We start from the raw sequence: 12,944 nt of genomic DNA, 5'->3' as shown, positions 1-12,944 counted from the left end.
AAAATACGCTGATCAAATCTAACAAAAAAACATCTTAAGTATTCCTGAAAATTTCCACCGCCCCCATCCCCTGAAGATGTGAGGTTTTATTGTTTCCTGTGCCTTGTATTTTGCTTGCCTGCCCGTCATTTGCATGTTGCTGAAGCTTCAGCCTTCTGCACATAAGTTTCGGCGCCGGAGCACGGAGGTGCAACCTCAGCGACTGAGCACGGAGGTGTAAGCATTAGCAACGACGGGTTTCCGGCCCCTTGCGCTTTGCCTGCCCACCGAAGCTTTAGGTGCCTGCTCCGAAGCTTCGGCGCCGGAGCAAGAAGGTGGGTTTCTTGTTCCTTGTGCCTTATTCATTATTTTTGATCATTAATAAAAAACAATGACTATAACCCTGATCATCATTATTATAACGGTATTGGTTTCAATTGCGGCTTTTACGAACGACAAAGTTTACAATGATTTCATTTTTTATCCTCCGGCTGTTACCTATAATAAACAGTGGTATCGTTTTATAACGTGTGGTCTTATACATGCCGATATTGCGCATCTGGTGTTCAATATGTATGCGTTTTTCCTTTTTGGAAAAATAGTAGAGGATTATTTTATTATGATATTTCAGGAAAAAGGCAAACTGCTGTACCTGGTATTGTATCTCACGTCGTTGTTTGTTTGCCTGCTGCCAACCTATACAAAACATAAGGATGATGGTTCTTACAGGAGTCTGGGCGCTTCAGGCGCGGTATCTGCCGTGATCTTCGCATATATCATGCTGGAACCGCTGACCGGCATCGGTATTATTTTTATACCCGGTATCAGAATACCCGGTTTCATTTTTGGCATTTTGTATCTCGCTTTTTCGACGTACCTCGATAAACGTGGAGGCGGCAATATCAACCACTCTGCCCACCTGTGGGGCGCACTGTACGGCATCGCATTTCTGATTGCCACCGGCTATTTGTTTTCTGATTACCAGGTTTTGCCTGAGTTTATACAAAAGGTGCAGGCTTATATTAGCAATTTCTGAGTCCGAAAGACCGAAAGTCGGAAAGTCCGGAAGATACCTGTTGAAAATGTCGGAAAGACCGGAAGTCCGAAAGATGCCTGTTGATTATATATTTTTTCTTTCGGACTTTCCGACTTACCGACTTCCGGACTTAATGGGACTTCCTGACTTAATCCGACTTTCGGACTTACTCACGCTCTAATTTAACTCGTAGCACCTGCTTCGTAGCCTCAGTAATTTTAAATCTGTCATCGATACGCAAACCAACTACCCAAACGATCTTCTTGTTGCTTTCAAGCACCCATACTTTTTCCTTATCGGTAAGCGATAATTTCAGATCGATAAAAAACCGTGCAAGTTTTTTCTTTTTATTCAGTCCGAGCGGATAAAAATAATCACCCTTTTTCCATTTGCGTAGAATGAGGGGGAACTGTACTTCTTTTAGATCGAGATGCGCAGCAGATGAATCTTTTGTCAATTGCTGCCGCCATTGGGCGATGCCGGTTGCCGGTTGCCGGTTACCTGTTGCCTGTTGCTTATTGCCAATTGCCTGTTGCTTATTATCCGGTGCCAGTTGATCTATCACCAGTTGTCCTTCTTCAAACAAAATGTTTTCATCATCCTCTTCAATCACCAGCGTTTGTGCATGTTCCGATTGAACGGGTGCAATGATCAGCCAGCGGCGGTTTTTTATAATGCGGTGAGTGGCCGATTGTACAAACCTGCCCGATTCACTATCGAGCAAATGGATCACTTCGTCGGTTTGTGCCGGTGTAAAACCAAACTCCTTTATAATTTCATAAACGATGGTATGCAGGGGAACCGATTTCTTTAATTTCAGCACCGGAATATGCACTTCTTCACCTTTATATTCCAGCAGCTTTTTTTTATGCAGGTCAAGCGCCTGATCGTACAACAACTCCATATCGGTAAAGCGGCGCAGGTTTGCGGCAAGGTTATTTTCGGCTTCGGGATAAATTTTCTGCACAAAAGGGATCAGCTGGTTACGAAAATAGTTACGCGAATATTTATCCATGGCATTCGAGCTGTCTTCAACCCAATGCAACTTATTTTCTTCGGCAAACTGTTTTAATTCCTGCTTACGGGCAAACAGCAAGGGGCGCACGATATTGCCCTGCTTTGGCAACATGCCTCTTAAACCATGTATGCCCGTTCCTCTGAAAAAATGCATCAGCATGGTTTCTATGTTGTCATCGAGGTGATGCGCGGTAATAATACAGTTTATGGTTTGTTGTTTGTGCCCGCCCGGATGACCCGGTCGGACGGGGTTTGTGGTTGGGTCTCCGATTTTCCCGAATTCCTTTACATCTTCAGCAGCCTGTACTTCATACTTCTTATTGCCTGTTCCCGCTTGCAGTTTCATCCCGCCTTGCGGGACCGATCCACGACTTTCAATCAACTCTTCAAACCAACCATACCTCAATTCCCTTGCCGCTTCCTGAATCGATAATTTATGGCTGGTAGCATAGCCTTTGGTATCGAATGCCCTCATCAAAAACGGAACGTTATACGCAAGCGCCAGTTGTTGTACAAAAGCGGCATCGCGTTCACTCTCCTCCCCTCTCAACTTAAAATTACAATGCGCGATTACAAAGGAATAGCCTGCCTGTTTGCATAATTCACACAACACCACCGAATCAATACCACCGCTTGCGGCCAGTAATAAAGTATCATTACGTGTGAAAAGCTGATGTTCACTGATATAACCCTGAAATCGCTGAAGTAAATTCATGCAGAAAATTGAAGTTAAGTCTTTACGCCCGTTATAAGTATACTGGTTATTTTGTTTTCTATATGTGCGGATTTTGCTGGTTGTGTTAGAACACCGGTTCGAATCCGGTCACCTCCACGTTTTCGTGAAGCAACAACAAATCAGCTATCTCTTTCTACTCTTTAAGCTCTTAGCTCATTCTTCGGCTACGCTCACTCTTCGACTACGCTCATTCTTCGACTACGCTCAGAATGTCAGTTCCTCATACGCACTTCTCAACTCGCCAAACGCATGGTTATCACCGGCCTTTTTGGCTTCGGCCATCCCCTTTTCGTACCATTCAATGGCCATATCGGTGTCGCCGGTACGCTCAAGCAATTTGGCCAGGTGATAATAGGATCCAATATAACCGGGGTCGGCGGTGAGAATTTCCTCAAAAATGGTTTTGGCAGTAGCATCATCGCCCACTTTTATATATTCCAGCGCCAGTGCGTGTTTTAAAAAATTATCGCCCGGGTTGGCCTGCAAAAATTCTTTTAGTTTGGTAATTCTGTCCATTGGTTTGGTAATTCTGTCCTTACTACCTCAATTAAAAAATACATAAAATGTCAAAATGTATCTTTGCGGCACTTATATTTGTATACACAATGGTTGCATAAACAACCAATAAACATTTAAATAATTGCCAATGAAGATATTAGTCTGCATCAGCAAAACGCCGGATACCACGGCAAAAATAGCTTTCACCGATAACAATACGAAATTTGCCCAGGATGGTGTTCAGTGGATCCTCAATCCATACGACGAATGGTACGCATTGGTTCGTGCCATTGAGCTGAAAGAAAAAGATCCTTCTACCGTGTTACATCTTATAAATGTTGGCGGCGCCGATACGGAACCGGTTATTCGCAAAGCGCTTGCCCTTGGCGGCGATGAGGCCATTCGCGTTAACGCTACCAGCAGCGACAGTTTTTATATCGCTTCGCAAATTGCGGAGGTAGCCAAACAGGGCGCTTACGACCTCGTTTTTACCGGTAAAGAAACCATCGACTACAATGGCTCGTCTATTGGCGGTTTGGTGGCCGAATTGATCGATATGCCTTATGTGTCGCTCGCCACTCAATTCGAGCTGAACGGCACTACGGCTACTATTACCCGTGAAATTGAGGGGGGCGAAGAAGTTTGCGAGGTAAGTCTGCCCGTAGTGGTAAGCTGCCAAAAGGGAATGGCTGAGCAACGCATCCCCAATATGAAAGGCATTATGGGCGCCCGCACCAAACCATTGAAAGTGGTTGAACCTGCAGCCGCAGAAGAATTAACGGCTGTGGCCAGTTTCGAATTGCCGCCGGCCAAAGCAGGTGTAAAACTCATTCCTGCCGATAATGCAGCCGAGCTGGTGCGTTTGTTGCATGAAGAAGCCAAAATAATTTAATGTGCTGATGTGCTAATTAGCCAATTTGCTAATGATGTACCCGGCAGGTGAAGTACTATTAAGCTTCCGTTGCGTCGTCCCGCAAGGCGGGAAACGTTTAGTTCTTTAATCAACAATTAAATACAACCTGGCAATGTGCATAGAATTTTGAGAAGAGGGGTTTTTCCATTAGCAAATTATCACATTAGCTAATTAGCACATTATCACATTAGCCAATTAACAAATTAAAAAGTCATGTCAGTATTAATATTCATCGATCAGGCCGATGGCCATGTAAAAAAAGCTTCTTTCGAAGTATTAAGTTATGGAGCCGCAGTGGCTGAACAGCTTGGCACAACTGCCGAGGGCGTTGTATTGGGTGCAGTGAGCGACGATTTGTCGGCCCTTGGCAAATACGGAGTGAAAAAAATTCATCATGTTGCCAATGATACATTGAACCATTTTGATGCTCAGGTGTTCACTAAGGTTATTGCCCAGGTGGCACAGGCTGCCCAGGCACAGGTAGTCATCTTTTCGAATAATGTTGATGGCAAAGCCATTGCGCCCCGGCTGTCGGCCCGCCTTAAAGCAGGACTGGTGCCAGGTGCTGTAGCACTGCCCGAAACCGGCAATGGTTTTACGGTGAAGAAAAACGTTTTTTCGGGTAAAGCCTTTGCGAATTATTCTATCAAATCGGCTGTAAAAATTATTTCGCTGAACCCCAATTCATACCCTGTAAAAGAGGGTACGGGAACAGCTGAAGTAGCGCCGTCTTCGGCAACGGTCGATGCGCCTAAAGTAAAAATAAAGGCAGTTAATAAAGCTACCGGCGAAGTGCCGTTGAGCGAGGCCGAAGTGGTGGTAAGCGGCGGACGCGGATTGAAAGGCCCCGATAACTGGAATCTGATCACAGACCTGGCCCATGCGCTGGGAGCAGCCACTGCCTGCAGCCGGCCTGTGGCAGACGAACACTGGCGCCCGCACCATGAACACGTAGGACAAACAGGCCTTACCATAGCGCCTAATTTATATATTGCGGTAGGCATTTCCGGGGCCATTCAGCACCTGGCGGGCGTAAACCGCAGCAAGGTAATTGTTGTAATAAATAAAGATCCCGAAGCACCATTCTTTAAAGCGGCCGATTATGGTATTGTGGGCGACGCATTCGATGTGGTTCCCAAAATAACGGAAGCAGTGAAAAAGCTAAAAGGAATAGCATAAATTGTCAGTGTTGAACAGGCAGGGAGTGATATAAGTCAAAAAATGTTACATTTTTCTTTATGAACCTGATACACATTTGACAAGATTGATCAATAGAATGAGGCTAAATGTTTTGGGTGCATTTTTTGAATAAAATCCTTAGTTTCGTGCTTTCGTTATGAAGAAAATAGAGTTGGAAATAGTTGCCCTATCACACAGCATTACCCAAACTCATTCATATGCTGTTGTTTTAGGAGAGGTAAACGGTTTGAGACGTCTGCCGATAGTTATTGGCGGGTTCGAAGCCCAGGCTATAGCCGTGGCACTGGAAAAGATGCATCCAAGCCGTCCGCTTACACATGATCTGATGAAGAATTTCATGAATGCTTTTAGCATTGATCTGCAGGAGATCGTGATATGCGACCTGCAGGAAGGAATTTTTTATTCGAAGCTCGTGTGTGTAAGCGAACACGATACTGTTGAAATTGATTCACGAACATCCGATGCGCTGGCTCTGGCCGTGCGCTTCGGATGTCCTATTTATACCTACGATAATATTCTCGAAAGCGCCGGCATTTTAATGGAAGACCCATCGGGCAAAAAGAAGCAGCCGCGTGAAGCAGTGGCAGCCGAATCTGCTGCCGGCAGCGACGACCTGAAAACAATGACCCTCGATGAGCTTAATACCCTGTTAAACGAGGTGCTTGAGTCGGAAGACTACATCAGGGCCATCGCCATTCGCGACGAAATAAACAGCCGTAAAAGAGGCAGAGGATGATTTTGAGATTTCGGGGTTTTGAGATTTTGAGATTTCTTTAATTTCCGGCTTCAAACCAAATCACAAAATCGCTAAATCTATAAATCAGAAATTTCTTCAGGGGTTTTGAAATTCGGGTTCGAATTAAATCGCTAAATCACAAAATCTCCAAATCAGAAATTCTTCCCTGTGGTTGTTTTCCCCAATTGTAAAATCAATCTTGGTCTGCATATTACCCGTAAACGCGATGACGGATACCATGATCTTGAAACGGTATTCTATCCGCTGCCATTGCGCGATGTGCTGGAGGTACTGAAGTCGGAAGCCGGAAGTCAGAAGTCCGATACAGGAAGCGGGGATGTTCGTTTTCATATGAGTGGTCTTTTAGTAAATGGCAGGCCCGAAGACAATCTTTGTATAAAAGCATACGATTTACTTAAGAAAGATTTCCCGCAGCTTACTGCCATCGAAATGTACCTGCACAAGGCAATTCCCATGGGCGCCGGATTAGGCGGCGGTTCGTCTGATGGCGCTTTCACCCTGCAGTTACTGAACGAAAAATTTCAACTGAACCTGTCGCACGAACAACTGCTCGATTATGCGCTTCGGCTGGGCAGTGATTGTCCGTTCTTTATCATCAATAAGCCCTGCTATGCCACAGGCCGCGGCGAATTGTTACAGGCCGTTCAGATTGACCTATCGGGTTATTCATTTATGCTGGTGCATCCCGGCGTTCACATCAATACAGGATGGGCTTTTTCACAGCTCACCCCTGCCCCATCGCCTCTGCCTTTACAGGAAATCATTCAGCAACCGGTTACCGCCTGGTCATTAGCCCTCAGCAATGATTTTGAAGCTCCGGTATTTCGACATCATCCTGCATTAAAAGCCATCAAAGACAAATTATACGAAGCCGGCGCCATATATGCATCTATGACCGGCAGCGGATCATGTTTTTATGGAATTTTTCCAAAAGGTCTGTGGCCCGAAATTGAATGGCCGAAGGAGTATAAGGTGTTTAAGTGCTGATTGCTCTATAGCTATTCCGTTTTGCTTCCTGTTTCGAAGTTCCCCCGAAAAAAGTTATCTTTGCCTAAACACACCGGTTATTATCAATAAAGCATACATATTCCACTTTCTTCATCGCAACCTCGATTTCCTCAATCATCGAGGATAAACTATATGTACTGGTTCGTTACCCCGCGAACCAGCATTAAACGCATTTTTTTACTGATTTTTTATTTTTCATTTCTAATATATCATTCCTCATTTCCATGATCTCTACAACCATGCTGTCCGACAAAACAAAATATTACCTGAACCTCGAGGAAAAATACAGCGCCCATAATTACCATCCCCTGCCCGTAGTATTGCAAAAAGGCGAAGGTGTGTATGTATGGGATGTTGATGGCAAACGCTATTATGATTTTCTGAGTGGTTATTCGGCCGTTAACCAGGGCCATTGTCATCCGAAAATCATTGCGGCCTTTATGTTGCAGGCGCAACAGCTTACACTCACCTCAAGGGCTTTTTACAGTGATGCACTGGGTGAATTTGCTCAGTACATTACCCGTTATTTCGGATACGATAAAGTGTTACCCATGAACACGGGTGTTGAGGCCGTGGAAACCGCCATCAAACTGTGCCGGCGCTGGGGCTATGCTGTAAAAGGCATTCCTGAAAATAAGGCTACCATAATAGTTTGCGGCGATAATTTTCATGGAAGAACAAGCACGGTTATTTCTTTCAGCACCGATCCCGCATCCCGTAACCAGTTCGGCCCTTATATGCCCGGATTTAAGGTTATTCCATACAACGATTTGCCGGCGCTTGAAAAAGCCCTGCAGGACCCCACAGTAGCAGGCTTTTTGGTTGAACCTATACAGGGCGAAGCCGGCGTGGTTGTTCCCGATGACAGCTACCTGAGCCAGGCGAAACAATATTGCGAAGCGGCCAATGCATTGTTTATAGCCGATGAAATACAAACCGGTTTATGCAGAACCGGTAAGCTGCTGGCCTGCGATCATGAAAATGTGCAACCCGATATACTTATTCTGGGCAAGGCATTGAGCGGTGGCACCATGCCGGTATCGGCTGTATTGGCCAATGATAACATTATGCTCACCATTCACCCCGGCGAACATGGTTCAACGTATGGCGGCAATCCGCTTGCCTGCCGGGTAGCCATTGCTGCATTAACCGTATTGAAAGAAGAAAATATGGCCGCCAATGCCGTTACCATGGGCGAATTATTGCGCAGGGAATTACAGGCATTGCAATCGCCGTTTATTGCTGTTGTGCGCGGTAAAGGATTATTAAACGCTATTGTAATCGATCACCCCGACACGAATGCAGCCTCAAGCCTTTGCCTTACCCTGAAAGAAAACGGATTACTGGCCAAGCCCACGCATGGCGATAAAATAAGACTCGCACCCCCGTTGATCATTTCAAGGGACCAGGTGTTCGACTGTGTGCAGATCATTAAAAGAAGTCTTGATGTGCTTAATCTCTAAGTACACTTAAAACTTATAACTTAGTACTTAAAACTCAACAATGGACCATCAGGAACAGCACTTACAAAGCGCAGCATGGTTAACTGATATGGTGATTGGCATGAGCGACGGTTTAACAGTGCCTTTTGCGCTGGCAGCGGGTTTAAGCGGCGCTGTTAGTTCAACCGGCATTATTGTTATTGCCGGTATTGCCGAAATCGCCGCCGGTTCTATTGCCATGGGACTGGGCGGTTATCTGGCCGGCAAAACCGAAATAGATCATTATAACAGCGAGCTGAAACGTGAATACGACGAAGTTGAGCGGGTGCCTGAAAAAGAAAAAGAAGAAGTGCGTGAGTTTTTTGAACACCTTGGTTTAAGCGAAGAAGTACAGCACAAAGCCGTGGAAGAAATTGCGAAAGACAAAAAAAAGTGGGTTGACTTTATGATGAAATATGAGTTGGGATTAGATACCCCCGATCCCAAACGCGCCACCAAATCGGCTTTGAATATCGGTTTGTCGTATGTCGCCGGCGGACTGGTGCCTTTGAGTCCGTATTTTTTTATTGATATTCCCGTAAACGCCTTAAAGGTTTCGGTAATTGTTACGCTTATCTGTTTATTTATATTCGGCTACTTCAAAAGCCGCATGACGGGCATTCGTCCCTGGGCCGGCGCATTGCGTGTAACCCTCATCGGCGCCCTCGCTGCCGCGGCCGCGTTTGGGGTGGCTAAGTTGTTCCAGAGCTAAGAGAATATTGTTACCGGTTACCTGTTCCCAGTTACCCGTAACCGGCACCCGGTAACAGGCAGCTGCCTACTTACTACTCCCTTCCTCCTTCAGCTTAATATCAGGAAACAGCGTCATCAGCAACATCACGATCGACGACAGCAGCATGATCCACAAGCCGGCTTTCTTATCAGGACAAATACCGCGATAGCAACCCGAATAAACAATAAAGCTTTTTATGGCGTAGGAAAGAACAATGGCGCAAAAAAATATGTTCCAGCGTTTTGACCAGATGCGTGGAATCAGAAAAAATATAATGGCAATAGCAGAAAGCACGATAAACACATTGCCCGGCTTACCGTAAATATTATTTTCAGAAAAGAACCCGGTAAAATTCTTATTCAGATCGGGATGATAAGTCCAGGGCAAAAAACAGGCAATAACCAGAATAATGGCTGCTGCAATTCCAATCCATTGGGAATATTTCATACCGGTTTATCAGTTTAAAATTTAAGACCGCAAACATACTACATTGCCGATCGATATTCAACAATCTTCGTACCTTAATAGCATGGAAGTAAATGAGCCTGCCGTGGCTTATGGCAAACAAAAATATACCATTGAAGAATACCTTCAGATGGAGCGGGCTTCCGATGAGAAGCATGAGTATTTTGAGGGGCAGGTACTTGCAAGAGCTTTATGCAGCATTCGTCATAATATTATTTGTTCAAACCTTATTGGTCAGATAGGCCTTGGATTAAAAAATATCACATACCAAATTTTTGGTAGCGATATGAGATTACACACCACAAAATACGTTCTTTACCTATCCTGATATTTCAATTTATTCCAAAAGCATACCTTTTTTTGAAAAAAACGAGGATATCGCCACTCAGCCCATCGTAATCATCGAAATACAATGTGTGGATTGAAATTTCTATGAGAAATCTGAAATAAAAAATTTAAAATGAAGAATGAAAAAGTCCCGGACTTCGCCTTTCTCATTTTTCATTTTTCATTCTTAATTCTTAATTTCTTGTGTTGCTGCCGCCTTAATAAAGCAGATTCTGAACAGCCACCCGGTGGGCATGCAAACACAGGATGCATACATTAAAAACTTCATAGGTAACAGTTTTAAAGTTGGCACACCAAAATAACTATGCTGCTTAAACGCGTTTAGTCCGTAAGCGGGTTACTACACCAAAAGGCATACCGGATTAGCTGTATTTTTATGCGTTTTTTTGCGGGCGATCAGTAAAAACAGGAGGTTCTCTGATATTTAGTTTATTGATTACAGTTATAATTTAAACAACCAAAAACCATCAGTATAACGGATTCCTAACGAACAAGATTATGTTCAACATGTACACGCCTCGGGAACGATTGCATAAATAAATAATCTGTTATGGCTTTACATACCATAAAATTTCAAAAAATTTGATGTTGCTAACGATGTGCAGCCAAACTATCGCAGGTATCCCTTCTGTACTTATACCTTCCGGGTGAGGTTGTATCATTCCATTACTAAACGATTTGCACGAAAACTAACAATCAAATGAAAAAATCCGGATTCTTGCCATTTGTACTTGGCACCGCCATGTGCCTTATTCATTTATTTGCCAATGCACAATGTACCGTTGTTGGCTGGGCCAGCCAGAACGGTAGCGTAACAGGCGGCGGATCTGCCACAGCCACCGTTGTTACCAATTACACCGATCTTAAAGCAGCCATTACTTCTTCTTCGGTAAAAGTGGTTCAAATTTCAGGAACCATAACCATTCCTTCGGGTGGCCGCATCAGCTTTCAGGATCAATCAGCAAAAACGATCGCCGGTTTACCTGGTTCAAAACTGGTTTCAACCGATCTTACTAAAGACAATTCGGGTATACTGTACGTTAAGAGATGCTCGAATATCATTTTCCGCAACCTTACTTTCGAAGGCCCGGGCGCTTATGACGTCGACGGCTGGGATAACATGACGTTAGACGCCAGCACCAACATCTGGATAGATCATTGCGAATTTCAGGATGGTATGGATGGCAACCTCGATATTAAAAATGCCTCCGACTATGTTACCGTAACCTGGTGTAAGTTCATTTACAACAAAGCGCCCATACCCGGCGGATCAGGCGGTTCTGATGATCACCGCTTTTCGAACCTGTTCGGTTCAAGCGATGGCGCTACCGGCGACAGAGGCCATCTGCGTGTTACCCTGCAAAATTGCTGGTGGGCACAGGGCTGCAAAGCACGTATGCCGCGTGTACGTTTTGGTAAGGTACATGTGGTCAACAACCTGTTCAACAGCACGGTGGCAGCACAATGCGTTATGGCCGGCTTTGAAGCAGACCTGCTGGTTGAAAGCAACGTGTTTGAAAATGTTACCAAACCCATCGACCTGATGGATAACACATTTACTGCTATTACCTCAAGAGACAATATTTTTACCAATACAACCGGCAACACAGCAGGCAGTGGTACAGCATTCACACCGCCTTATTCATTAACGATAACACCTGCTGCCAATGTAAAAAGTCAGGTTATGGCTGGTGCCGGAGCAACATTATCGAACCCTTCGTGCGATGGCGGCTCTACTACCGTAACATATACGCTCAACACTACCGCTTCGCCAACGGCCGGCGGCACTGTAACAGGAGCAGGTACTTATAACTCAGGAAGTACAGCAACGATTACTGCTACTCCCGCTTCGGGATATACTTTCACAGGATGGAGCGGCGATGCCTCGGGCACTGCTACGTCGGCAACTGTAACTATGAACGGCAATAAATCGGTTACCGCCAACTTCCAGGCAAGCAGCGGCGGCAGCTCTTCAACGATCCGAATAGAAGATGATGCCAGCACCACTGCGGGACTTTGCAGTTATGATGGTTCTATAAGCAGCAACAGCGGCGCCAGCAACGGCAAAGTGATCAACCTTACCAATTCAACCGGCAAAGGGGTGAACTGGAATGTGAACGCAGCAGCAGCCGGCACCTACACACTTACCTGGCGTTATGTAAACAGCAGCAGCAGCAACACCTATACCATGGCATTGATCGTAAACGGCACTACGGTAAACAGCGCCCAGTCATTTGCCAAAACAAGCAGCAGCACAACGTTTGCCACGGCTACTGCATCGGTTTCATTAAACGCCGGCGGTAATACCATTCGTCTGCAATCGGTATCATCTTCGGCTACAGCAGATATTGATTATATTGAAATCACCGGCAATGCACCAACGGCAGGCAATTGCACTTCGGCCCGGCAAATCACTACCGATCAAAGCGCAACGCTTACCCAACCAATCACCGGCGTTTATCCCAATCCGGCCAAAGGCAAAACCATGATCACTGTAGCTCTGGCAAACAATGAACAGGCTTTTGTGAGAGTATACGACGCTTTGGGTCGACTGGTAGATAATCTGGGAACCATCCGTTCACTAACAGCAGGCACGCAACAGGTGCCCTGTAACCTGAACAACAAAAAGCCCGGCGTATATCATGTGGTTATCACCAGCAACAAGGGAGTAAAAACCACCACCAAACTGATTGTACTGTAAATAATCATTCCTATACTAACCCCTAAGCAGGAGCCTCCCGGCATGCCGGAAGGCTCCTGTGTTTTTATGAAG

General features: G+C 45.2%; 12 protein-coding genes. 9 read left to right on the top strand and 3 right to left on the bottom strand.

From position 1 onward, the window contains the following. Window positions 1–370 precede the first annotated feature (370 nt). On the top strand, window positions 371–1,015 hold the full coding sequence (locus AC59IL_RS36230) for a rhomboid family intramembrane serine protease (RefSeq protein WP_496557137.1): 645 nt from the start codon (window positions 371–373) through the stop codon (window positions 1,013–1,015). 166 nt (window positions 1,016–1,181) lie between these two features. Here AC59IL_RS36230 and tilS read toward each other — a convergent pair whose 3' ends face one another. Then, entirely contained in the window at window positions 1,182–2,747 is a 1,566-nt protein-coding gene (gene tilS / locus AC59IL_RS36225; RefSeq protein WP_496557136.1) for a tRNA lysidine(34) synthetase TilS, read from the bottom strand. Window positions 2,748–2,972: 225 nt separating this feature from the next. Further along, window positions 2,973–3,284 carry a tetratricopeptide repeat protein gene (locus AC59IL_RS36220; protein ID WP_496557135.1) on the bottom strand — a complete coding sequence of 104 codons (312 nt, stop codon included), beginning with the start codon at window positions 3,282–3,284 and terminating at the stop codon, window positions 2,973–2,975. 130 nt (window positions 3,285–3,414) lie between these two features. On the opposite strand from AC59IL_RS36220, the gene AC59IL_RS36215 reads away from it, so the two are divergent. From AC59IL_RS36215 to AC59IL_RS36190, 6 genes are all read left to right on the top strand, one after another. Further along, the gene (locus AC59IL_RS36215; protein ID WP_496557134.1) at window positions 3,415–4,158 is read left to right on the top strand and encodes an electron transfer flavoprotein subunit beta/FixA family protein; all 744 of its coding nucleotides are present in this window, start codon (window positions 3,415–3,417) and stop codon (window positions 4,156–4,158) included. A gap of 234 nt (window positions 4,159–4,392) precedes the next feature. After that, window positions 4,393–5,358, top strand: coding sequence for an electron transfer flavoprotein subunit alpha/FixB family protein (locus tag AC59IL_RS36210; protein ID WP_496557133.1), 966 nt, complete (start codon window positions 4,393–4,395; stop codon window positions 5,356–5,358). Window positions 5,359–5,515: 157 nt separating this feature from the next. Then, complete coding sequence (locus AC59IL_RS36205; protein ID WP_496557132.1) at window positions 5,516–6,115, top strand: bifunctional nuclease family protein; 600 nt, start codon at window positions 5,516–5,518, stop codon at window positions 6,113–6,115. A gap of 168 nt (window positions 6,116–6,283) precedes the next feature. After that, the gene (gene ispE / locus AC59IL_RS36200; protein ID WP_496557131.1) at window positions 6,284–7,123 is read left to right on the top strand and encodes a 4-(cytidine 5'-diphospho)-2-C-methyl-D-erythritol kinase; all 840 of its coding nucleotides are present in this window, start codon (window positions 6,284–6,286) and stop codon (window positions 7,121–7,123) included. 245 nt (window positions 7,124–7,368) lie between these two features. Then, complete coding sequence (gene rocD, locus AC59IL_RS36195; RefSeq protein WP_496557130.1) at window positions 7,369–8,607, top strand: ornithine--oxo-acid transaminase; 1,239 nt, start codon at window positions 7,369–7,371, stop codon at window positions 8,605–8,607. A gap of 40 nt (window positions 8,608–8,647) precedes the next feature. Further along, the gene (locus AC59IL_RS36190; RefSeq protein ID WP_496557129.1) at window positions 8,648–9,337 is read left to right on the top strand and encodes a VIT1/CCC1 transporter family protein; all 690 of its coding nucleotides are present in this window, start codon (window positions 8,648–8,650) and stop codon (window positions 9,335–9,337) included. Window positions 9,338–9,403: 66 nt separating this feature from the next. On the opposite strand, the gene AC59IL_RS36185 is transcribed toward AC59IL_RS36190, so the two are convergent. Then, window positions 9,404–9,805 (bottom strand): hypothetical protein, encoded by a 402-nt coding sequence (locus tag AC59IL_RS36185; protein WP_496557128.1) that lies wholly within the window; start codon window positions 9,803–9,805, stop codon window positions 9,404–9,406. A gap of 82 nt (window positions 9,806–9,887) precedes the next feature. Here AC59IL_RS36185 and AC59IL_RS36180 point away from each other — a divergent pair, with 82 nt between their 5' ends. Further along, window positions 9,888–10,151, top strand: a complete 264-nt coding sequence (locus AC59IL_RS36180; RefSeq protein ID WP_496557127.1) for a Uma2 family endonuclease — start codon at window positions 9,888–9,890, stop codon at window positions 10,149–10,151. Between the two features lie 720 nt (window positions 10,152–10,871). Then, entirely contained in the window at window positions 10,872–12,872 is a 2,001-nt protein-coding gene (locus AC59IL_RS36175) for a pectate lyase family protein (protein ID WP_496557126.1), read from the top strand. Window positions 12,873–12,944 lie beyond the last annotated feature (72 nt).

The sequence above is a fragment of the Niastella sp. sgz303648 genome, assembly GCF_059587045.1.
Note: the sequence above shows the minus strand (reverse complement) of the source record. Positions and strands in the feature narration are given on the sequence as shown.

Excerpts from the sequence above, each read along its gene's own strand:
- AC59IL_RS36230 (WP_496557137.1), top strand. The coding sequence starts at position 371 with ATGACTATAACCCTGATCATCATTATTATAACGGTATTGGTTTCAATT.
- tilS (WP_496557136.1), bottom strand. The coding sequence starts at position 2,747 with ATGAATTTACTTCAGCGATTTCAGGGTTATATCAGTGAACATCAGCTT.
- AC59IL_RS36220 (WP_496557135.1), bottom strand. The coding sequence starts at position 3,284 with ATGGACAGAATTACCAAACTAAAAGAATTTTTGCAGGCCAACCCGGGC.
- AC59IL_RS36215 (WP_496557134.1), top strand. The coding sequence starts at position 3,415 with ATGAAGATATTAGTCTGCATCAGCAAAACGCCGGATACCACGGCAAAA.
- AC59IL_RS36210 (WP_496557133.1), top strand. The coding sequence starts at position 4,393 with ATGTCAGTATTAATATTCATCGATCAGGCCGATGGCCATGTAAAAAAA.
- AC59IL_RS36205 (WP_496557132.1), top strand. The coding sequence starts at position 5,516 with ATGAAGAAAATAGAGTTGGAAATAGTTGCCCTATCACACAGCATTACC.
- rocD (WP_496557130.1), top strand. The coding sequence starts at position 7,369 with ATGATCTCTACAACCATGCTGTCCGACAAAACAAAATATTACCTGAAC.
- AC59IL_RS36190 (WP_496557129.1), top strand. The coding sequence starts at position 8,648 with ATGGACCATCAGGAACAGCACTTACAAAGCGCAGCATGGTTAACTGAT.
- AC59IL_RS36185 (WP_496557128.1), bottom strand. The coding sequence starts at position 9,805 with ATGAAATATTCCCAATGGATTGGAATTGCAGCAGCCATTATTCTGGTT.
- AC59IL_RS36180 (WP_496557127.1), top strand. The coding sequence starts at position 9,888 with ATGGAAGTAAATGAGCCTGCCGTGGCTTATGGCAAACAAAAATATACC.
- AC59IL_RS36175 (WP_496557126.1), top strand. The coding sequence starts at position 10,872 with ATGAAAAAATCCGGATTCTTGCCATTTGTACTTGGCACCGCCATGTGC.